The organism is Streptomyces sp. NEAU-sy36 (assembly GCF_013423905.1).
GTDB lineage: Bacteria > Actinomycetota > Actinomycetes > Streptomycetales > Streptomycetaceae > Streptomyces > Streptomyces misionensis.
Map to the genome: position 1 here is coordinate 6826767 of NZ_CP058977.1, position 21704 is coordinate 6848470.

18 protein-coding genes are annotated in these 21704 nt (G+C 73.2%); 3 read left to right on the forward strand and 15 right to left on the reverse strand.

The genetic code is table 11. The annotated features are described in order from the left end of the window. Window positions 1–370 precede the first annotated feature (370 nt). Window positions 371–1402: a 2-hydroxyacid dehydrogenase gene (locus HZZ00_RS29690; protein WP_180329290.1), complete on the reverse strand. Its 1032-nt coding sequence runs from the start codon at window positions 1400–1402 to the stop codon at window positions 371–373. A gap of 76 nt (window positions 1403–1478) precedes the next feature. On the opposite strand from HZZ00_RS29690, the gene HZZ00_RS29695 reads away from it, so the two are divergent. Both HZZ00_RS29695 and HZZ00_RS29700 read left to right on the forward strand, forming a co-directional pair. Continuing rightward, entirely contained in the window at window positions 1479–2477 is a 999-nt protein-coding gene (locus HZZ00_RS29695; RefSeq protein ID WP_180329291.1) for an aldo/keto reductase, read from the forward strand. A gap of 58 nt (window positions 2478–2535) precedes the next feature. Continuing rightward, complete coding sequence (locus tag HZZ00_RS29700) at window positions 2536–3690, forward strand: sorbosone dehydrogenase family protein (RefSeq protein WP_374028491.1); 1155 nt, start codon at window positions 2536–2538, stop codon at window positions 3688–3690. Here HZZ00_RS29700 and HZZ00_RS29705 read toward each other — a convergent pair. The 11 genes from HZZ00_RS29705 to HZZ00_RS29755 form a co-directional block, all read right to left on the reverse strand. Then, window positions 3687–3968, reverse strand: coding sequence for a DUF6191 domain-containing protein (locus HZZ00_RS29705; RefSeq protein WP_180329292.1), 282 nt, complete (start codon window positions 3966–3968; stop codon window positions 3687–3689). The genes HZZ00_RS29700 and HZZ00_RS29705 overlap by 4 nt on opposite strands. A 30-nt stretch (window positions 3969–3998) precedes the next feature. Next, on the reverse strand, window positions 3999–7040 hold the full coding sequence (locus HZZ00_RS29710; protein WP_180329293.1) for a helix-turn-helix transcriptional regulator: 3042 nt from the start codon (window positions 7038–7040) through the stop codon (window positions 3999–4001). Between the two features lie 125 nt (window positions 7041–7165). Next, window positions 7166–7327 (reverse strand): hypothetical protein, encoded by a 162-nt coding sequence (locus HZZ00_RS29715; protein WP_180329294.1) that lies wholly within the window; start codon window positions 7325–7327, stop codon window positions 7166–7168. A gap of 182 nt (window positions 7328–7509) precedes the next feature. Next, on the reverse strand, window positions 7510–8127 hold the full coding sequence (locus HZZ00_RS29720; protein ID WP_180329295.1) for a hypothetical protein: 618 nt from the start codon (window positions 8125–8127) through the stop codon (window positions 7510–7512). Window positions 8128–8172: 45 nt separating this feature from the next. Beyond that, entirely contained in the window at window positions 8173–8745 is a 573-nt protein-coding gene (locus HZZ00_RS29725) for a GNAT family N-acetyltransferase (protein WP_180329296.1), read from the reverse strand. After that, a complete protein-coding gene (locus tag HZZ00_RS29730) occupies window positions 8723–10954 on the reverse strand; it encodes an MMPL family transporter (RefSeq protein ID WP_180329297.1) in 2232 nt (743 codons plus the stop codon). Before HZZ00_RS29730 ends, HZZ00_RS29725 begins: the two co-directional genes overlap by 23 nt. Before the next feature lie 213 nt (window positions 10955–11167). Continuing rightward, window positions 11168–12682, reverse strand: coding sequence for an Asp-tRNA(Asn)/Glu-tRNA(Gln) amidotransferase subunit GatB (gene gatB / locus HZZ00_RS29735; RefSeq protein ID WP_180329298.1), 1515 nt, complete (start codon window positions 12680–12682; stop codon window positions 11168–11170). A gap of 16 nt (window positions 12683–12698) precedes the next feature. Further along, window positions 12699–12938: a hypothetical protein gene (locus HZZ00_RS29740; protein WP_053662973.1), complete on the reverse strand. Its 240-nt coding sequence runs from the start codon at window positions 12936–12938 to the stop codon at window positions 12699–12701. Continuing rightward, window positions 12935–14431, reverse strand: a complete 1497-nt coding sequence (gene gatA, locus HZZ00_RS29745; protein ID WP_180329299.1) for an Asp-tRNA(Asn)/Glu-tRNA(Gln) amidotransferase subunit GatA — start codon at window positions 14429–14431, stop codon at window positions 12935–12937. Before gatA ends, HZZ00_RS29740 begins: the two co-directional genes overlap by 4 nt. Before the next feature lie 5 nt (window positions 14432–14436). Then, entirely contained in the window at window positions 14437–14733 is a 297-nt protein-coding gene (gene gatC / locus HZZ00_RS29750; RefSeq protein WP_006130840.1) for an Asp-tRNA(Asn)/Glu-tRNA(Gln) amidotransferase subunit GatC, read from the reverse strand. A gap of 127 nt (window positions 14734–14860) precedes the next feature. After that, entirely contained in the window at window positions 14861–15232 is a 372-nt protein-coding gene (locus HZZ00_RS29755; protein WP_180329300.1) for a DUF4267 domain-containing protein, read from the reverse strand. Window positions 15233–15320: 88 nt separating this feature from the next. On the opposite strand from HZZ00_RS29755, the gene HZZ00_RS29760 reads away from it, so the two are divergent. Continuing rightward, window positions 15321–15908, forward strand: coding sequence for a TetR/AcrR family transcriptional regulator (locus HZZ00_RS29760; protein WP_180329301.1), 588 nt, complete (start codon window positions 15321–15323; stop codon window positions 15906–15908). Between the two features lie 65 nt (window positions 15909–15973). On the opposite strand, the gene HZZ00_RS29765 is transcribed toward HZZ00_RS29760, so the two are convergent. From HZZ00_RS29765 to HZZ00_RS29775, 3 genes are all read right to left on the reverse strand, one after another. After that, window positions 15974–18205 (reverse strand): bifunctional diguanylate cyclase/phosphodiesterase, encoded by a 2232-nt coding sequence (locus HZZ00_RS29765; protein ID WP_180329302.1) that lies wholly within the window; start codon window positions 18203–18205, stop codon window positions 15974–15976. A gap of 257 nt (window positions 18206–18462) precedes the next feature. Further along, the gene (ligA, locus tag HZZ00_RS29770) at window positions 18463–20658 is read right to left on the reverse strand and encodes an NAD-dependent DNA ligase LigA (protein ID WP_180329303.1); all 2196 of its coding nucleotides are present in this window, start codon (window positions 20656–20658) and stop codon (window positions 18463–18465) included. Between the two features lie 15 nt (window positions 20659–20673). Continuing rightward, complete coding sequence (locus HZZ00_RS29775; protein ID WP_180329304.1) at window positions 20674–21681, reverse strand: methionine synthase; 1008 nt, start codon at window positions 21679–21681, stop codon at window positions 20674–20676. Between the last annotated feature and the right edge of the window lie 23 nt (window positions 21682–21704).

A 21704-nucleotide genomic window follows, 5' to 3' on the forward strand; every position in this document is an offset into this window, starting at 1 on the left:
CCGGTGGACGCGCCCGCGTAGCGCCGGTCCCGGTGCGCCGGGTGGGCGTGCTTGCGCCGCTCGGCCGGCCGTCGCGGGTGGTGGGTGTGGTGGCCGGTGTGATGACCGCGCCTGCGCGCGGCCGTGCGGTAGGGCCGCCGTCGGCGGGTCCGCCGCGTCGGATCGTTCGTCCATAGGCCGTGCATCGCCCGTCGCCCCCCTCGCAGTTCTGGAATGTCATCCCCGGCGCCGTGGTAGGCGGCGCTGCCCCTGTCGGGACGATACACCAGTATCGTCACTCAGGGACATAGCTTCTCTACGCTCCGTGACGACCAGCGGCGATGCGGGCACGGGCCGCGTCCGAGAGGTCGCGGAGGGTGCCGGAAACGCCTTAACGCCCGTTCGTTCCGGGGGTGTCCAGGCCCGCCGGATCTATTCCGCCGGGTCCCTCCGGGACCGTTCCCGCCGGGTCCGTACCGGTCGTGAGGATCACGTTCCGCAGTGGCTCGCGGCGCGCGAACCGGGTCAGCTGGTCGACCAGCAAACGCTTGGCGCGCGGCAGGAAAGCCGAGGAAGGACCGCCCATGTGCGGGCTGATCAGCACACCGGGCGCCCGCCACAGGGGGTGGCCCGGCGGCAGCGGTTCGGGGTCGGTGACGTCCAGGGCCGCGGTGATCCGGCCCCGTTCCAGTTCGGCGAGGAGCGCCCCGGTGTCCACGACCGGACCGCGCGCCACGTTCACGAGCAGCGCCCCGTCCTTCATCCGCGCCAGGAACTCGGCGTCCACCAGTCCGCGGGTGGTTTCGGTCAGGGGGGTGGACAGAATCACGACATCGGCGTCCGGAAGCAGCGAAAGCACGTCCTCGGTCGCGTGCACAAGACCACGCGCCGTGGTGCGCCGGGAGCGTGCGACGCGTGCCACCCGCGCGACCTCGAAGGGCGTGAGCCGGTCCTCGATGGCGGCGCCGATGGGACCGTAGCCGACGATGAGCACGTTCTTGTCGGCGAGCGCCGGCCGGAACCCGCTCGCCCAGCGCTCCTCCGCTTGCGCCCGCACGAACTCCGGAATGCCGCGCAGCGCGGCGAGGGTCAGGGTGAGCGCCAGCTCGGCGGTGCTCGCCTCGTGCACCCCGCGGGCGTTGCAGAGCCGGACGCCGGGCGCGATGGAGGACAGGTTCGCGGTCATGTCGTCCACCCCCGCGGTGAGCGTCTGGATGACCCGGACGTTGGTCAGCCGCCGCAGCGGGCGGACCCGCACCGGCAGGGGGGTCATGTACGGCACCACGTACATCACGCACCGCGCCGGGTCCCCGGGAAAGGCCTGTTCACCGTCCTGTCCACCGTCCCAGAACAGATACCGGAACCCCTCGGGCAGGCCCTCGATCTCCTCCGGCGGGAGGGGAAGCCACACGTCTTCGCTCATGGTCAGGAGGCTATGTCAGGTACGCGCGGGCGCAGAGGTTAGGTTGGGGGCCGGGCTAAGGGAGGTTCCAGAGCAGGTGGAGCGCAGGACGATCGGCGCGGGGGCGCTCGCGGTGGGGGCCGTCGGACTCGGGTGCATGCCGATGAGCTGGGCGTACAGCGGGTCCAGGCGGCGGGGTGACGAGTCGCTGAGATGCGTCAACCGGGCGCTGGACCTGGGGTCGAGCCTGCTGGACACCGCGGACATGTACGGCCCGTTCACCAATGAGCTGCTGCTGGGCCGGGTGCTCAGACAGCGGCGCGCGGAGGCCTTTGTCTCCACCAAGGTGGGGCTGCTGGTGGGCGAGCAGCACATCGTGGCCAACGGCCGCCCGGGGTATGTGAAGCGGGCCTGCGACGCCTCGCTGCGCCGGCTCCAGACGGACGTGATCGACCTCTACCAGCTGCACCGCCCCGACCCCGAGGTGCCCATCGAGGAGACCTGGGGCGCGATGGCGGAGCTGGTGCGGGCGGGGAAGGTGCGGGCGCTGGGCCTGTGCGCCCTGGGAGCGCGGGGCGGACGCCGCTCGGGCGCGGGCCTGTACGACGGCACACTGCGCCAGTTGCAGCGGGTGCAGCAGGTGTTCCCGGTGACCGCGGTCGAGGCCGAGCTGTCGGTGTGGTCGCCGGAGGCGCTGCGGGCGCTGCTGCCGTGGTGCGAGACGCGGGGCGTGGGCTTCCTCGCGGCGATGCCGCTGGGCAACGGCTTCCTGACCGGCACGCTCACCCCGGGCGAGGGTTTCGAACCGGACGACGTGCGCGCCCGGCATCCCCGGTTCACCGCCGAGATGATGGCGGCCAACCAGCCGATCGTCGCCGGGCTGCGCCGCGTCGCCCGGCGGCACGGCCCGGAGGTCACCCCGGCGCAGGTGGCGCTGGCCTGGGTGCTGGCGCAGGGCCGCCATGTGATCGCGCTGCCGGGCACCAAGCGGGAACGGTGGGCCGCGGAGAACGCGGCGGCGGCCGGGTTGCGGCTGTCGGCGGCGGACCTGGTCGAGATCGCGCGGCTGCCCGCGGCGCAGGGTTCGTGGGACTGAGGGACCCTGGGGAGGGGAAGACCTGCCGCTGGAACGCCGCTCCGAAGGGACCGTGATCGTGCGACGTCGAGCTGTGCCGGCCGTGCTGGCCGCCTCCCTGCTGCTGGCGGCGGGCTGTTCGTCCGGCTCGTCCGGAGTGGGATTCCCCGGCCAGGGGCCGCGCACGGCGCCCCCGAGCACCGCCCCGGCCTCCCCGGCGACCGAGTCGGCGGCACCGGCCAAGGGCTCGGTGCGGGTGCTGCGCACGGTGGCCCGGAACCTCAAGTCGCCCTGGGGCCTCGCGGTGCTGCCCGGCGGCGATCTGCTGGTCTCCTCCCGCGACGACGCGACGATCACCCGTGTCGACCCGGGCAACGGCCGCACGACCGAACTGGGCACCGTCTCCGGGGTCTCCCCGGCCGGCGAGGGCGGTCTGCTGGGCATCGCGCTCTCCCCGCACTACGCGTCGGACCGCATGGTCTACGCCTACTTCACCTCCGCCTCGGACAACCGCATCGTCCGCATGCTGTACGACCCGCGCAAACCGGCCGGTGAGCAACTGGGCGCTCCCGACACGGTGTACAAGGGCATCCCCAAGGGCCCCATCCACAACGGCGGCCGGATCGCCTTCGGCCCGGACGGGATGCTGTACGCGGGCACCGGCGAGAGCGGCAAGCGGGGGCTCGCCCAGGACAAGAACTCACTGGGCGGGAAGATCCTCCGGCTGACCCCGGACGGCGAACCGGCCCCCGGCAACCCCTTCCCCGACTCCCCGGTCTACTCGTACGGCCACCGCAACGTCCAGGGCCTCGCCTGGGACGACCGGCAGCGGCTGTTCGCCTCCGAGTTCGGGCAGGACACCTGGGACGAGCTGAACGCGATCAAGCCCGGCGGCAACTACGGCTGGCCCGACGCCGAGGGCAGCTCCTCCGACCCCCGCTTCCAGAACCCGATCGCCCAGTGGCACACCGACGACGCCTCCCCCAGCGGCATCGCCTACGTGCACGGCGTGATCTGGATGGCCGCGCTGAAGGGCGAACGGCTGTGGCGCGTCCCGCTGCGCGGCACCCGGGCCGCGGCCGCGCCGCAGGCCTTCCTCACCGGCACCTACGGCCGGCTGCGCACGGTGGCCCCGGCCGGTGACGGCAGGCTGTGGCTGATCACCGACAACACCGACGGCCGCGGCCACCCGAAGAAGGGCGACGACCGCATCCTGGAACTCCAGGTGCGCTAGCGGGCCCCGTCCGGGGACTCGTCCTCCTCCCCCTCGTCCTCCTGCCCCTCGTCCTCCTGCCCCTCGTCCTCCTGCCCCTCGTCCTCCACCCCCTCGGCCGCCGCCTCCGGTTCGGCGGCGGCCGGCAGGCGTATGACCGCCTTGCCGGAGGTGAGGTCTATCGGGCCGCGGCCCGGGTCGCTGTCGCCGACCTGCTCACGGGTCAGTTCGAGACGGTTCTGCTCCTCCCGGGTGTGCTTGCGGCCGGGTGTGAACAGTTCGCTGAAGGCATCGAACACGGTTTCTCTCCCCTGCCTGGCGTCCGGTCGTCATTGTCCCGCCGCCACCGGGTCCTGGGCACGGGCCGGGAACAGGCCGAGCCGGTGGGCGAGTGCCGCCGCCTCCCCGCGGCTGGACACCCCGAGCTTGGCGAGGATGTTGGAGACGTGGACGCTGACGGTCTTCGGCGAGATGAACAGCTCCTCGGCTATCTGCCGGTTGGTGCGGCCGGCCGCGACCAGGCACAGCACCTCCCGCTCCCGGGTGGTGAGACCCAGGGCCGCGACCGGGTCGGCCGGGGCGGGTTCGGGGGCGGCGCCGGGAGCCAGGACCAGGCGGGCCCGGCGGGCGAGACGGGTGACAGCGGCGGCGAGGGGGCGGGCACCGAGGTGGTCGGCCACCGCCGAGGCCAGCCGGAGCAGTTCCAGCGCGCGGTCGCGTTCGTCGCCGCCGCCCTCCTCCAGCAGCGCCCCGGCCAGCCGGAGGCGGACCCGGGCGAGGTCGTAGGGACGGTCCAGGCACTCGAAGGCGGCGACCACCGGGGCCCAGGTGTCCGCCGTGTCCCGGCCGTCGGCCCGGCACAGTTCGGCGCGGGTCCAGTGCTCGTACGCCGCCCACACGGGGGCGCCGGTGGTGAGGGTGCGCACGGTCGACGCGAGCCGTCCGAGCAGTTCGGCGCGGCCCGGCTGGGCGGCCGGCAGGGCGCGGGTGTCGGCCTCGGCGGTGGCGGCGGCCAGCAGCAGCGGCCAGCCGTAGCGGTGTGTGCCCGGCGGGAGGCCGGTGTCCAGGGCCCGGAGCAGTTCGGCGCGGGCGTCGGCGATGCGGCCCTGCGCCGCGGCGGTCGCGAGGGCCACGCGGGCCAGGGGGAGGGACTGCTGGGGCATGGGGTCGTCGGTGCCGTAGCGGGCGCGGGCGGCGGCGAGTTGGCGTGCCGCCTCGGGGAGGTCGCCGCGGGCCAGGGCGAGCTGGGCCAGTTTGAGGGCGCCCGCACCCCCGGGTTTGGCTCCGTGCCCGGCCCGGGTGGCCTGTGCCGCCGCCTCGGCGGCCGCCGGCCACTGTCCGAGCGAGTAGAGCGCGTCGGACAGATTGCCCCACATCCAGGCCTCGGAGTCGGGCAGTCCGTGCCGGCGGGCGAAGGCGATGCCCTCGCGCAGCAGGGGGACGGCCTCGCGGTCGCGGCCGACGCTCATCAGCTCGGACGGCAGGTTCACATAGGCGCGGTCGGCGACATGGGGCACGCCCTCGGCGAGGGTGTCCGTGAGGACCTGCCGCATCTGGGTGAGCCCGGCCTCGTGTTCCCCGGCGTCCACCAGCAGTCCGCCCAGGGTGAGGCGGGCGTGCAGTTCTATGTCGCGGGCGCCGACCATCCGCGCGTACTGCACCGCCTGTTCGGCGGCGGCGAAGGCTTCCGGGCCCGGCCGGTGCAGCATGGACCAGTTGGCGGCCAGGGCCAGCACCTCGGCGTGCACCTCGGACGGGGGCAGGCCGCGCACCAGTTCCTGGGCGGTGGCCAGTTCCCGCCGGCCGTCGCCGCGGGCCAGGGCCTGGACGAGCCGGGAGCGCTGCATCCAGAACCAGGCCGCGCACAGCGGGTCCGGCTCGTCCTCCAGCAGGCGCAGGGCCCGCTTGGTGATCGCCAGGGCGCGCTCGCGTTCTCCGCCGAAGCGGCCGGCGACGGCCGCCTCGGCCATCAGGTCGAGCAGGCGCGGCGGGGCTCCGGTGTCGCCGCAGGGGGCGCAGGCCTCGGCGCCGGTGACGGGGCGCAGACCGGCGCGCACCTCCTCGGGAGCGCTGTCCCACAGTTCCATCGCCCGCTCCAGCAGGCGGAGTTGTTCGGTGTACGCGTGCCGGCGGCGGGCGACGACGGAGGCGTCGAGGACGGCGGGCAGGGCCTTGGCGGGATCGTGGGCGTGGTACCAGTAGCCGGCCAGGCGCGGGACCCGGGCGTCTGCCGGGACGAGGGCGGGGTCGGCCTCCAGCGCCTCGGCGTAGCGGCGGTTGAGGCGGGAGCGTTCGCCGGGCAGCAGGTCGTCGGCGACGGCCTCGCGGACCAGGGAGTGCCGGAAGCGGTAGCCGTCGCCGTCCGGGGCGGGGGTGAGGATGTTGGCGCCGACGGCGGCCCGCAGCGCCTCGATGAGGTCGTCCTCAGGGAGTCCGGCGACGGCCGCGATCAGCCGGTACTCCACGGTGGAGCCGGCCTCGGCCACGATCCGGGCGATCCGCTGGGCGGGTTCGGGCAGGGCCTCGACCCTGACCAGCAGCAGGTCGCGCAGGGAGTCGGTGAGGCCGGTGCGGCAGCCTTCGCAGGCGGCCGCGGCGAGTTCCTCGATGAAGAAGGCGTTGCCGTCGGAACGGGCGAAGACGGCGTCGACCTGGGCGGGGTCGGGTTCCGCGGCCAGGATGCCGGCGAGCTGGCGGGCGGCCTCCTCCCGGGTGAAGCGGGGCAGTTCGAGCCGGCGGACGGTGCGCAGCCGGTCCAGTTCGGCGAGCAGGGGGCGCAGCGGGTGGCGGCGGTGGATGTCGTCGGAGCGGTAGGTGGCGAGGACGAGGAGCCTGCCGGTGCGCAGGGTGCGCACCAGGTAGGCGAGCAGATGGCGGGTGGAGGCGTCGGCCCAGTGCAGGTCCTCCAGGACGAGCGCGACGGTGTCGGCGGCGGCGATGCGCTCCAGCAGTCGGGCGGTGAGTTCGAACAGGCGGGCCATGCCCTGTTCGTCATGGCGGCCCGCGCCGCTGTCGCCCAGTTCGGGGAGCAGCCGGGCCAGTTCCTCCTCCTGGCCGGCCGCCGCGGCGGCGAACGCCGCGGGCCGTGCGTCCCGCAGGGCGCGCAGCGCGGCGGAGAACGGGGCGAACGGGAGCCCGTCGGCACCGATCTCCACGCAGCCGCCGACGGCCACGATCGCGCCCCGGCGCCCGGCCGCGGCACCGAACTCCTCGACGAGGCGGGTCTTGCCCACGCCCGCCTCACCGGCGAGCAGCAGGGCCTGCGGCTCGCCCGCATCGGCACGGGCGAGCACTTCGTTCAGCACGGCCAGCTCTTCGGTGCGGCCGACGAACACGGGACTGACGGACCTGGTTTCCACGGGCCCGAGCATCGCACGCGGCCGCGGGACCGGGGCGCCGGTTTTCCACAGGCTCGGTGTGATCGTCGTACCGATGCCTGGGGGTGGGGCGAGAGACACAGCGGAACGCGTCGCGCCGGGGGCGCGCGGTGCCGTCGTCATGCGCGGTCCCCCGGCCGGTGGAAGCCGTGGTGCCCGCGCCTTCCGGTGCGGCGCGCCGCGCGCCGGGCCCGGGTCGCCGCGCGGGCCAGGCGGTGCCGGTCGGCCTCCAGCAGCAGCTGGTCGGTGTGCATACGGGCGTGGTTCTCGATCTCGATCACGGCGGGTCCTTCGTGAGAGGCGGGTCGGTGACGCCTCCACACTCCGCCCCCGGCCGGGTCCGGCGCATCGGGCGAGTTCCGCATCTTCGGGCGTCCGCCGGGCCCTGCCGCACGCATAAGGGGCCTCAGGGAACCGGTGACATGTGCACGGGTTCCCTAAGGCCCCTGGGGCTCGTGCCCGGTCAGCTCGCCGACGGCAGGGCGAGCAGCGCGTCCGAGTACTTCAGGACCGCGAGGATCAGGCCGACGACGCCGAGCGAGACGCCCGCCCAGGCCACCGACTTGATCCAGGGCGCCTGCGGGCGGCCGGGGGTGCCGAACGCGGGCCGGGCGAGCACCACCACGCCGGTGACCAGCGCGGCCAGCGCGAACAGGCCGGCCCACAGCGCGGTGGCGTGCCAGGCGTCGCCGTAGACCGCCTTGATCTGCTGGGCGACGCCCGCCGTGGAGGACGTCCGCAGCTGGCCGACGAGCTGCTGGCGGGCGCCGGCGACGGTGCCGACCCAGCCGCCGCTGAGCGAGACCAGGCCCAGTACGGCGGAGACGACGGCCCCGGCGCCCTGGCCGACCCCGGACGGGGTCTTGGCGTCCGTGGCCTCGTCCCGCGGGCCGTCGGCCGTCTCGTGCGCACCGCCGGCCACCGCCTCGGCGCCGTCGGCCGTCTCCTCGTCGGTCGCGCCCCCGGCCGTGGCCGCCGAGGCGTCCCGTGTGCCGTCCACCGCCCGCTCGGCGGTGCCGATCCCCTCCGTCGTCTCGTCCTCGTGCCGCACCGCGGCGTCTTCCGATGTCTTCGTTGCCATGCACAGCACCGTACGGACGCCGTCTGAGAGGTCCATTAATGATCGTCAATGGGCGTGTTGCCCGGTGTCCTCGCGTGCCTTGGCCCATTCGGGGGCGAGTACCGCCCAGATCTCGGTGCTGGTGCGCACGCCGTGGTGCGGATGGTTCTCCCGAAGTACACCCTCGCGGGTCATGCCGAGCCGCCGGGCCACGTTGATGCTGGGCTGGTTGCCGGGTGCCACGTGCCACTCGACCCGGTGCATGCCGCGTTCCCCGAAGGCCCAGTCGAGCAGCAGCCGCATGCCCCGGGTGACGAGCCCGCGTCCGGCAGCCGCGGGCTCCAGCCAGCAGCCCGCCTCGCACACCCCGCTCGGCGTGTCCCAGACCCGGAAGAGCAGCCCGCCGACGAGCGTGCCCTCCTGCCAGATGCCGTGCAGGGAGCCGCCGTCCACGGCGCGCTTGTCGGCGTACGCCCGCAGCCAGGCGCGGGCGCCGTCCAGATCGGCGACCACCTCGGGCAGGCCGACGTGCCGGCCGATGAACTCGCGCCCGCGGTCGATGTTGGCCAGCAGCTCCTCGGCGTGCCAGACCTCAAGCGGGCGCAGTTCGGCGCCGTCACCCAGGGATATCGCGTACATCGCGCTGCTCTTCCTCCCGCAGTTCGTCCAGGTGGACCCGGCCGAGCCTCTCATGCGCGGCCCGGCACTCGGGCGGCTCGATGCTGATGTGCGGCAGCCGGCGGTCCAGCCAGCGGGGCAGCCACCAGTTGGCGGCGCCCAGCAGGTGCATCAGGGCGGGCACCAGCAGGGTGCGCAGCACGAAGGCGTCGAGGGCCACGGCGGCGGCCAGGGCGATGCCGAACATGGCGATCACCCGGTCGCCGCTGAGGACGAAGGCGAGGAACACCGAGATCATGATCACGGCCGCGGAGTTGATCACCCGGCTGGTCTCGGCGAGGCCCACCCGGACCGCGCGCCGGTTGTCGCCGGTCTCCAGCCACTCCTCGTACATCCGGCTGACCAGGAAGACCTGGTAGTCCATGGAGAGCCCGAAGAGCACCGAGACCATGATCACGGGCAGGAAGGGTTCGATGGGGCCCTCGCGGCCGAGCCCGAGGAGTTCGCTGCCCCAGCCCCACTGGAAGACGGTGACGACGACACCGAACGCGGCGGCGACCGCGGCGATGTTCATCACGGCGGCCTTCAGCGGGATGCCGAGGGAGCGGAAGGCGAGGAGCAGCAGCAGACAGCCGAGCCCGATGACCGTGCCGACGAACAGCGGCAGCTTGCCGATGATCACGTCGGCGAAGTCGTCGTATCCGGCGGAGACCCCGCCGACCTGGATGTCGAGGGAGGTGCCCCGTTCGGCCTCGGGCAGCACCTGCCCGCGCAGCCGGTCCACGAGGGCGCTGGTCCGCGCCGACTGGGGCGCGGAGTCGGGCACGACGGTGAGGTAGGCGCTCTCGCCGCCGGTGGCGTAGGCGGCCGGGGTGGCGGCGGCGACGCCGGGGGTGTCGCGCAGGGTGGTGTCGAGGTTGTCCAGGGCGATCCGGTCGGCCGCGCCGTCCACCCGGGTGACGAGGGTCAGCGGACCGTTGACGCCGGGGCCGAAGCCTTCGGCGAGCAGGTCGTAGGCCTTGCGGGTGGTGGAGGTGCGGGGATCGTTGCCCTGGTCGGAGGTGCCGAGGTGGAGCGAGAGGGTGGGCAGGGCGAGCAGCGCGATCACGGCGACGGCGAGCGAGCCGAGCAGTTTGGGGCGCCGCTCCACCAGCGCGGACCAGCGGGCCGCGAAGCCGGTGGGCACCTCGGGGCGCGGGCCCTGGGTGGCGAGCCGGCGCCGTTCGCGGCGGCTGAGGGCGCGCGGGCCGATGAACGACAGCAGGGCGGGCAGCAGGGTGACCGAGGCCGCGACGGTGAGCAGGACGGTCAGACAGGCGGCCACGGCGACGCCGTTGAGGAAGCTCAGCCGCAGGATCAGCATGCCGAGCAGGGCGATGCAGACCGTGGCGCCCGCGAAGACGACGGCGCGTCCGGTGGTGGCGACGGCGTTCGTGGCGGCCTCGGTGACGCCGAGCCCGCGTTTGAGTCCGCGCCGGTGCCTGGTCACGATGAACAGCGCGTAGTCGATGCCGACGCCGAGACCGATGAGCATGCCGAGCATGGGGGCGAAGTCGGCGACCGTCATCGCGTGGCCGAGCAGCCCGATGCCCGCGTGGGCGGTGCCGACGCCGATCAGGGCGGTGGCGATGGGCAGCAGGGAGGCGGCGAGGGAGCCGAAGGCGAGGAGGAGGACGACGGCGGCGACGAGCACGCCGACCACCTCGGCGGTCTTGTCGTTCGGCGCCTCGGTGAGCCCGATCGCGCTGCCGCCCAGCTCGACCTGGAGGCCGTCGCCCTCGGCGGCCTTGGCGGTCCGTACGACGGAGTCGGCCTCGGGCTTGCCGATGTCCTCGGCCTGCTGCGCGAAGGTGACGGTGGCGTAGGCGGTGTGGCCGTCCCGGCTGATCTGATCGGCGCCCTGGGCGCTGTAGGGGCCGTCCACCGAGGACACGCCGGGCAGTGCGGCGATCCGGTCCAGGGCGCGGGTCATGCCCTGTTCGACGTCGGCGGCGCGCACGGTGCCGCGGGTGGTGTGCCAGACGACGGTGTCGCTGTCGCCGCCGAGTCCCGGGAAGCCCTCGTGGAGCAGTCGGGCCGCACGGCCGGACTCGGTGCCGGGGACGGAGTAGTCGTTCGAGTACGACGTGCCGGCCACGGAGGCGGCCGCGGTGGCGCCGCCGAAGGCGCACAGCCACAGCAGGACGGCGATCAGTCGGTGCCTGACGCACCAGCGCGCGAGGGCTGCCACGGACGTGCTCCCAGGGGGATGTGGGGATCTTTGACCGGGAAAAGTCGTCCATGAACCGAACGGCCCGCAAAGAACGCATGAGCAATCGCTTGCCACTCTTGCAGGCAGAAGAGATCGTTTGCTGTGTTCGTGGGCTTATTCACAGCAGCCGGGTGACATGCCGAAGGGGGACGCGCCGGACACGGCACGTCCCCCTTCGGGTCGGACGGTGGTTCAGCCCTCGCTGACGCCGAGCTTCTCCAGGATCAGCTCCTTGACGCGGGCGGCGTCGGCCTGGCCGCGGGTGGCCTTCATGACCGCGCCGACCAGGGCGCCGGCCGCGGCCACCTTGCCACCGCGGATCTTGTCCGCGATGCCGGGGTTGCCGGCGATGGCCTCGTCCACGGCGGTGCCGAGGGCCGAGTCGTCGGAGACGACCTTCAGACCGCGCTTGTCGACGACCTCGTCCGGCGTGCCCTCGCCCGCGAGGACGCCCTCGATGACCTGGCGGGCCAGCTTGTCGTTCAGATCGCCCTTGGCGACCAGCTCGGTGACCCGGGCCACCTGCTGCGGGGTGATCGCCAGTTCGTCCAGCGACGTGCCGGACTCGTTGGCGCTGCGCGCCAGTTCGCCCATCCACCACTTGCGGGCGGACGCCGCGTCGGCGCCGGCCTCGATGGTGGCGACGATCGGGTCCAGCGCGCCGGCGTTGAGGATCGCCTGCATGTCGGTGGCGGAGATGCCCCACTCGGCCAGCAGCCGGGTGCGGCGGGCCAGCGGCAGCTCGGGCAGCGCAGCGCGGATCTGCTCGACCCACTCGCGCGAGGGCGCGACGGGCACCAGGTCGGGCTCCGGGAAGTACCGGTAGTCCTCGGCCTCCTCCTTCACCCGGCCCGAGGTCGTGGACCCGGTGTCCTCGTGGAAGTGGCGCGTCTCCTGGACGATGGTGCCGCCGGAGGACAGCACGGCCGCGTGCCGCATGATCTCGAAGCGGGCCGCGCGCTCCACCGAGCGCAGCGAGTTGACGTTCTTCGTCTCCGAGCGCGTGCCGAACTTGTCGGCGCCCTTGGGCATCAGCGACAGGTTCACGTCACAGCGCATCTGGCCCATCTCCATGCGGGCCTCGGACACACCGAGGGCACGGATGACCTCGCGCAGCTCACGGACGTACGCCTTGGCCACCTCGGGGGCGCGCTCGCCGGCGCCCACGATCGGCTTGGTGACGATCTCGATGAGCGGGATGCCGGCGCGGTTGTAGTCCAGCAGGGAGTGGGACGCGCCGTGGATACGGCCGGTGGCGCCGCCGACGTGCGTCGACTTGCCGGTGTCCTCCTCCATGTGGGCGCGCTCGATCTCCACGCGGAAGGTCTCGCCGTCCTCCAGCTGCACGTCGAGGTAGCCGTCGAAGGCGATCGGCTCGTCGTACTGGGAGGTCTGGAAGTTCTTCGGCATGTCCGGATAGAAGTAGTTCTTCCGGGCGAAGCGGCACCATTCGGCGATCGAGCAGTTCAGCGCGAGGCCGATCTTCACGGCCGACTCGACGCCGGTCGCGTTGACGACCGGGAGCGCGCCGGGCAGGCCGAGGCAGACGGGACAGGTCTGCGAGTTGGGCTCGGCGCCCAGCTCCGTGGAGCACCCGCAGAACATCTTGGTCTTGGTGCCGAGTTCGACATGGACCTCAAGGCCCATGACGGGGTCGTACGACGCCAGCGCGTCCTCGTACGACACCAGGTCGGTCGTGGTGGTCACGGTGAAAACTTCCCTCTCAGCCCAGCAGGACGTCGTCGTCGCCCAGCCGCTTCAGCTCGCGGTAGAGGATCGCGAGGCCGGTCACGATCGCGACGGCGGAGACCGTGGCGTCGATCAGCCGCAGCGTGTCGTGCTCGGCGCGGGCCTTCTTGATCTGCTTGGTGACACCGATCGCGCCGAACGCGGTGGTGGCCATGGACAGGTACGTACCGGACTTGGACTTCTTGAAGTCCTTGGCCTTGGACAGCTTGCTCACAGCGACGGAGCCTCCTCAAGCAGCGGGTGTCCCCACTTTTCCACGAAGGCGGCCTCGACGGCGGCGCCCACCTTGTACAGGCGATCGTCCTGCATCGCCGGGGCGATGATCTGCAGACCCACCGGGAGGTTGTCCTCCGGGGCGAGACCGCAGGGCAGGGACATGGCCGCGTTGCCCGCCAGGTTGGTCGGGATGGTGCACAGGTCCGCGAGGTACATCGCCATCGGGTCGTCGACGCGCTCGCCGATCGCGAAGGCGGTGGTCGGGGTCGTCGGGGAGACGATCACGTCGACCTGCTCGAACGCCTTCTCGAAGTCGCGCGTGATGAGGGTGCGGACCTTCTGCGCGGAGCCGTAGTAGGCGTCGTAGTAGCCGCTCGACAGGGCGTAGGTGCCGAGCATGATGCGGCGCTTGACCTCGGGGCCGAAGCCGGCCTCGCGGGTCAGGGAGGTGACCTCCTCGGCCGAGTGCGAGCCGTCGTCGCCGGTCCGCAGGCCGTAGCGCAGGCCGTCGAAGCGGGCGAGGTTGGAGGAGCACTCGGAGGGGGCGATCAGGTAGTACGCCGACAGGGCGAGGTCGAAGGACGGGCAGTCCAGCTCGACGATCTCGGCGCCCAGCTCCTTCAGCAGCTCGACGGACTCGTCGAAGCGCTGGATGACGCCGGCCTGGTAGCCCTCGCCGCGGAACTGCTTGACGACGCCGACGCGCATGCCCGCCACGCTGCCGTTGCGGGCGGCCTCGACCACCGGCGGGACCGGGGCGTCGATGGAGGTGGAGTCCATCGGGTCGTGGCCGGCGATGACCTCGTGCAGCAGGGCCGCGTCCAGGACCGTGCGGGCGCAGGGGCCGCCCTGGTCGAGGGAGGAGGAGAAGGCCACCATGCCGAAGCGGGAGACCGCGCCGTACGTCGGCTTCACGCCGACCGTGCCGGTGACGGCGGCCGGCTGGCGGATGGAGCCGCCGGTGTCGGTGCCGATGGCCAGCGGGGACTGGAAGGCGGCGAGCGCGGCGGAGGAGCCACCGCCGGAGCCGCCGGGGATCTTGGTGAGGTCCCAGGGGTTGCCGGTCGGGCCGTAGGCGCTGTTCTCGGTGGAGGACCCCATGGCGAACTCGTCCATGTTGGTCTTGCCGAGGATGACGACGTCGGCGGCCTTGAGGCGCTTGGTCACGGTCGCGTCGTACGGCGGGATCCAGCCTTCGAGGATCTTCGAGCCGACGGTCGTGGGCACGCCCTCGGTGGTGAAGATGTCCTTGAGCGCGATCGGGACGCCGGCCAGCGGGCCGAGCTTCTCGCCGCGGGCGCGCTTCTCGTCCACGGCGCGGGCCTGGGCGAGCGCGCCCTCGCGGTCGACGTGCAGGAAGGCGTGCACCTTCTCGTCGACGGCGTCGATGCGCGCGAGGTGGGCCTCGGTGACCTCGACCGCGGTCAGCTCGCCGGAGGCGATCTTCTCGGCGATCTGTGCGGCCGTGAGCTTGATGATGTGGTCCGTCATGGTGGTCACTCCTCCCCCAGGATCTGCGGCACCTTGAAACGCTGCTGCTCCTGGGCGGGGGCGCCGGAGAGCGCCTGCTCGGGGGTGAGCGAGGGACGGACCTCGTCCGCCCGCATGACGTTCGTCAGCGGGAGCGGGTGCGAGGTCGGCGGTACGTCTTGGTCGGCGACCTCGCTGACGCGGGCGACCGCGCCGATGATGTCGTCCAGCTGTCCCGCGAAGTGGTCGAGCTCTTCGGGCTTCAGCTCCAGACGCGCCAGCCGGGCGAGGTGGGCGACCTCCTCGCGCGTGATGCCAGGCATGCAGCGATCCTCTGGGGTGAGTGTGTGTGTTTTGGGGCCAATCCTATGGGGCCGGGCGGGGTGGCCGTTAAACGGTTTCCCCGGGCACGCCGCCGAACGGTGCCGGCCGGCGCGCCCGGGGGGCCGGTCAGGCCGCGAAGAGCAGCGCGGCGCTGACCAGAACGACGACGGCGGTGGCGAGGTGGACGCCGAACGCGACGGCCTTAGGGCCGCGGTGGCGCAGGACTATCCGGGTGTCCAGGAGCGGGACGAGGGCCACGCCGGCCATGAACCAGGCCTCGGCCCGCGCCCCCGCGAAGGCGAGCAGGAGCAGGCCCACCACGCCGAAGGTGCCATCCCTGAGGCCCTTGACGGACAGGTAGGCACCGGCGTCTCCCCGAGGATCGGCCGGGACGCCGTAGCCGGCGGCGGCGGGGCCGGGCCGGAACCAGAAGCGGTAGCCGAGGAACAGGCAGAACAGATCGAGCAGCACGGCCAGGGTGTAGGCGGTGACGGTCACGACTCCCCCTTTTTGCTAGCAACGCTAGGAATGAGAGTGACGCTAACAGAGCGCCGACAGAATGGCTAGCATTGCTAGAATCACCGCCATGACGATCCAGACGCGCCGGGAGCGCGAACGAGCGGAGCGCAGGCGGCTGATCGTGACGGCGGCCCGGGAACTGGCCGAGGCGGAGGGCTGGGACGCGGTGACCACGCGCCGGCTGGCCGCCGAGATCGAGTACAGCCAGCCGGTCCTCTACAGCCATTTCAAGGGCAAGGGCGCGATCATGGCGGCGGTCGCGGTGGAGGGCTGCGCGGAGCTGGCGGTGGAGATGCGCCGCGCGCGGGAGGCGGCGCCGGGCACACGGTCCGCCCTGGCGGCCGTGGCGCAGACGTACACGTCCTTCGCCCGCCGCCGGCCCGCCCTCTACGACGCGATGTTCACCCACCTGGTCGACCTGCCGTTCGCGACCCCGGAGGCCCCGGCGGCCCTCCAGGAGGCCTTCGGCCAGCTGCTGGCGGTCGTGACGCCGGTCACCGCGCCCGGCGAGGAACCCGGCCTGGTGGCGGAGACCTTCTGGGCCGCGCTGCACGGCCTGGCGACACTCGTGCGCAGCGGCCGCCTGCCGGAACCGGCCCACGCCCGGCGCCTACACCTCCTGGTGGACCGCTTCGCGAAGGCCGGGGACGAGTAGCGGGAGGGGCACGGGGACCCGCGCGACGGGCCGCGCCGGGCCCGGGGCCGGCGCCGGGCCTGCCGTCAGGGGCGGGCCGGAGGAAGGGCCGAGGCGCCGCACGCGCTCGCTTCCCGGGCCCGGAGCCACCCCGTCGTCTCGTCCGCCGGCATCGCCGCCGCGACCAGCCAGCCCTGTACCGCGTCGCAGCCGAGGTCGCGCAGCCGTTCCCAGGTCTCGTCGTCCTCCACGCCCTCGGCGACGACGAGCAGGCCCAGGGAGTGGGCGAGGTCGACGGTACAGCGCACGATCTCCGCGTCCTCGGTGTCCACGGCCAGCCGGGCCACGAAGGAGCGGTCGATCTTCAGCTCGCTGACCGGCAGCCGGCGCAGGTGCACCAGCGAGGAGTACCCGGTGCCGAAGTCGTCCAGGGACATCTTCACGCCGTGCCCGGTCAGCGCCGCGAGGGTGTCCGCGGCCCGCTGCGGGTCCTCCAGCAGGACGTGCTCGGTGATCTCCAGTTGCAGCGCGCCCGCCGGGACCCCGTGCCGGGCCAGCCGCGCGGCGACCGAGCCGGCGAAGCCGGGGGTGTGGACGTCGCGCGGGGAGACGTTGACCGCGACCGGGACCCGCAGGCCCTGCGCCCGCCAGCGGGCGACCTGGGCGAGGGCGGTCTCCAGCACGTACTCGGTGAGGTGAGGCATCAGCCCGGACGACTCGGCGATCGCGATGAACTCGTCCGGCGGCACCTTCCCGCGTTCGGGATGCACCCACCGCACCAGCGCCTCCAGACCCGCGACCTGGCCGTCGAAGCGGACCTTGGGCTGGTAGTGCAGCTGCACCTCGTGCGCGTCCAGCGCCCGGCGCAGATCGCCGAGCAGGCCGAGCCGGTCGGGGGTGTTGGAGTCCCGCTTGGACTCGTAGACCTCGACCCCCGTGCGGTCCCTCTTCGCCTGGTACATGGCCACGTCGGCCCGGCGCAGCAGCCCCTCCGCCTCCATGGCGTGGTCCGGGAAGACGGCGACCCCGGCGCTGGCCTCCAGGACGAGGGTGAGGCCGTCCAGGTCGAGCGGGGAGCTGAGCGCGGTGACCAGGCCGCGGGCGACGCGCATCGCCGACGTGGTGGAGTCGGCGACGGGCAGTAAGACGGCGAACTCGTCCCCGCCGAGCCGGGCCGCCTCCGCGCCGCGCGGCAGGGCGAGCCGCAGCCGCTCGGCGATCTGCAACAGCAGCCGGTCGCCGGCGAGATGGCCGAGGGTGTCGTTGACCGAGCGGAAGCGGTCGAGGTCGATCAGCATCAGCGCGGAACGGGCCCCGACGCGGTCCGCCTCGTCCAGCGCGGTCCAGATCCGCTCCTGGAGCCACTGCCGGTTGGGCAGCCCGGTCAGCGGGTCGCGCAGCTGCTCCTCGGCCCGCGCGCGGGCCATCCACAGCGCCGAGTCGATGGCGATCAGCGGGATCGCGAACAGCGGCAGCAGGATCGGCTGGGCGTCGGCGACCACGCACAGCAGCGGCGCGATCCCGAGCAGGGCCACCGCCACCAGGCCCTGTCTGACCAGCGCGGGACGGGCGATGGCGGGCAACGCGCCGTCACGCGGGGCGTTCAGGTACCACAGCAGACCCCGGCTGACCGCCAGGTAGGCGACGGCGACCAGGACGATCTCGGGCACGGTGGCGACGCTCCAGCTGTGCGTGCGCCAGGGCGCCTCGACGCTGGGGAACCGGCCGAACGCGGCGAGCAGCAGGGCTCCGACGGCGATGCCGAGCAGGTCCGCCGCGCCGTGCAGCACGCCCTGCCGCCAGCGCTGCCGGCGGGCTATGCCCACCAGGACGACGACGGTGAGGCTGATCATGCCCGCGCTGACCCAGCCGAAGAGCAGCAGCACGGCGAGGGTGAGGGCGGCGCCCGAGCCGGTGCCGCCCCACCAGCGGGCGCGGCCCAGCATCACGAGGTGGCCGACGATGATCCCGGTGAGCAGGGCCAGCGACCAGCCGGCGGTGCCGGACGGGAAGAGGGCGTGCCGGCCGCTGAAGGCGCCGTAGAAGCCGGCGCCCAGGACGACGGCCGCGGCGGCGACGACGGCGGCGGGCAGCGCGGGCCGGGCCAGTCGGCGTCCGGGCTCCTGGCCGGCGCCGAGGCCGGGGACGGGTTCGACGGTCAGCGGCGGACGGGGAAGCGGCCGGGCGGCGCCGGCCGCGGCCGGGCGGACGCGCGGGCGGGTGCGCCCGGCGCCCGGACGCAGGATCTCCCGCCAGGCGACGGCGCGGCGGCGCAGGCGCAGCCGTGAGTCCGGGGCGACGCTCTCGGTCGGTTCCATTCCCGTCCCTCTCACAGCCGGCGGTGCCCACGCCACGCGGCCCGATGTCCGACACCATCGGCGGCTTCGCGCTGAAGAACCCTTGCCGCGCCCGCGGCGGGCAGGGGGATGCCCCGGCCGCCGCCGGGCTCGGCAGGTGCACATCTCAACACTAGGCCGCGCAGGGCTTCCACGGGCACCGGTCGTCGGCGGTTGCCCGAATGCGCCCGGACCACCCGTATGCAACTGGTATGCGCCGATCGGGTGGCCTTCAACCGCTACTCCTCGGTCGGAAGCGCCACTTCGGCCGCGGCCTCGGGGCCCTGCTCCAACAGGACGCCGAATCCGTCCTCGTCGAGCACCGGTACCTTCGATTGCACGGCCTTGTCGTACTTCGAGCCCGGGTTGTCACCCACGACGACGAACGACGTCTTCTTGGAGACCGAGCCGGTCACCTTGGCGCCCCGGCTCTGCAGCGCCTCCTTGGCGCCGTCCCGGGTGAACTTCTCCAGGGTGCCGGTGACCACGACGGTGAGCCCCTCCAGCGGACGCGGACCCTCCGCCTCCTCGCTGACCTGCTCCTCCAGCGGGACGCCCGCGGCCTTCCACTTGCGCACGATCTCCCGGTGCCACTCCTCCGCGAACCACTCCTTGACCGCCGCGGCGATGATCGGGCCGACGCCGTCGGTGGCCGCCAGCTCCTCCTCGGTGGCCTGTTCGATTCGGTCGACGGAGCGGAACTCGCGGGCGAGGGCCTGCGCGGCGACCGGTCCGACGTGCCGGATGGACAGTCCGTTCAGGAAACGGGCGAGCGGGCGGGACTTGGCCGCCTCGATGTTCTCCAGCAGGGCCAGGGTGTTCTTCTTCGGCTCGCCCTTCTGGTTGGCGAAGACGGTGACGACCTTCTCCTCGCCCGTCTTGGGGTCGCGCTTGGGCAGTCCGCTGTCCTGGTCCAGGACGTAGGCCTTGATGGGGAGCAGCTTCTCCACCGTCAGGTCGAACAGGTCGCCCTCGTCCACCAGCGGCGGGTCGGCCGGCTCCAGCGGGCGGGTGAGCGCGGCGGCGGCCACCTCGCCGAAGTGCTCGATGTCCAGGCACTCCCGGCCCGCCAGATAGGAGACCCGCTCGCGCAACTGGGCGGGACACGTACGGGCGTTGGGGCAGCGGAGGTCGATGTCGCCCTCCTTCATGGGCCGCAGCGGGGTGCCGCACTCGGGGCACTCGCCCGGCATCACGAACTCCCGCTCGCCGCCGTCCCTGAGGTCGACCACCGGGCCGAGAATCTCCGGGATGACGTCACCGGCCTTGCGGATGACGACCGTGTCCCCGATGAGGACGCCCTTGGCCTTGACGACCTCCTGGTTGTGCAGGGTGGCGAACTCGACCTCGCTGCCCGCCACCGTGACCGGCTCGACCTGGGCGTACGGCGTGACCCGGCCGGTGCGGCCGACGCCCACCTTGATGTCGATGAGCTTGGTGTTGACCTCCTCGGGGGCGTACTTGTAGGCGATGGCCCAGCGGGGCGCCCGCGCGGTGGAGCCGAGGCGGCCCTGGAGGCGCAGCTCGTCCAGCTTGACGACGACGCCGTCGATCTCGTGCTCCACGGAGTGGCGGTTCTCGCCGTAGTAGGCGATGAACTCCCTTACGCCGTCGAGGTCGTCGACCACCCGGTTGTGCCGCGAGGTGGGCAGGCCCCAGCTCTTCAGCAGGTCGTACGCCTGGGAGAGGCGGGTCATGCCGGTGAACCCCTCCAGGGCGCCGATGCCGTGCACCACCATGTGCAGCGGGCGGGTGGCGGTGACGCGGGGGTCCTTCTGGCGCAGCGAACCGGCCGCCGCGTTGCGGGGGTTGGCGAAGGGCTTGTCGCCGGCCGCTACCAGGCGCTCGTTGAGTTCGAGGAACTTCTCCATCGGGAAGTAGACCTCGCCGCGGATCTCCACCAGGGCGGGGACCTCGTCGCCCGTCAGACGGTCCGGGATCTCCGCGATGGTGCGGACGTTGGGCGTGATGTCCTCGCCGGTGCGGCCGTCGCCGCGGGTGGCGGCGCGGGTGAGGCGGCCGTGCTCGTAGGTGAGGTTGACCGCGAGGCCGTCGACCTTCAGCTCGCACAGGAAGTGGTACTCCTGGTCGCCGAGTTCACGGGCGATGCGGTCGGCCCAGGCGGCCAGCTCGTCGTCGTTGAAGGTGTTGTCGAGGGAGAGCATGCGCTGGCGGTGTTCGACCGCGGTGAACTCCGTCTGGTACGACCCGGCCACCTTCTGGGTGGGCGAGTCGGGGCCGCGCAGCTCCGGGTACTTCTCCTCCAGGGCCTCCAGGGACTTCAGGAGCTGGTCGAACTCCGCGTCGCTGATGACGGGAGCGTCCTTCACGTAGTACCGGAAGCGGTGCTCCTCGACCTGCTCCGCCAGCTGCGCGTGCCTGTCGCGGGCCTCTGCGGGCACCGCCGTCGTCTCCGCCTGCTTGTCGCCGGCCACCGTGTTGTCCTCCCGTTACTCTGGGTTGTCCGCGAGGGATCTCGCCGCCCGGACGCAGTGGGCGAGCGCCTGGCGCGCGTAGGCGGGGGAAGCGCCCGCGAGACCGCACGCCGGGGTGAGGGTGACCGCCTCGGCGAGCAGGCCCGGGTGCAGCCCCAGCCTGCGCCACAACGTCCTGACACCCATGACGCTACCGGCAGGGTCCGACAATGGGCCGTCCGTGCCCGGCACGACACCGGCGAACAGGCGGGTGCCGCCCTCCACGGCCTCGCCGATCGCCTCGTCGTCACGTTCGGTGAGGAGCGCGAAGTCGAAGGAGATCGCGTCGGCCCCGGCCCGGCGCAGCAGCGCGAACGGCACGTCGGGGGCGCAGGAGTGGACGGCCACGGGACCGCCGGGGTGGGCGCCGATCACGTCGCGCAGGGTCGCCTCCACGGTCTGGCGGTCGACGGCGCGGTGGGTGCGGTAGCCACTGGCGGTGCGGACCTGCCCGCGCAGCACGGCGGTGAGGGAGGGCTCGTCGAGCTGGAGCACGATCCGGGCGCCGGGGACGCGGCGCCGGACCTCGGCGAGGTGCAGCCGCAGTCCCTCGGCGAGGGAGGCGGCGAGGTCCCGGCAGGCGCCGGCGTCCGAGAGGGCCGCCTCGCCGCCACGCAGCTCCAGGGCGGCGGCGAGCGTCCAGGGCCCGACCGCCTGCACCTTCAGATCGCCCTCGTACCCCTGGGTGAACTCCTCGAGGGCGTCCAGGTCCTCGCGCAGGAACGACCACGCCCTGCGGGTGTCCCGGCCGGGCCGGTCCCCGAGCCGCCAGCCGCTGGGTTCCACGCGCGCGTACAGCTCGACCAGCATTCCGGCGGTGCGGCCGATCATGTCGGCGCCGGGGCCCCGGGCGGGCAGCTCGGCCAGAAACGGGAAGTCCTCGAAGGACCCGGTGACGGTCTTGGCGGCCTCCCGGGCGTCCCCGCCGGGCATGGACCCGACTCCGGTGGCCCCGGCGAACCTGAACACGCTGTTTTCGCTCACCAGGGAAGCCTACGGAATGCGTA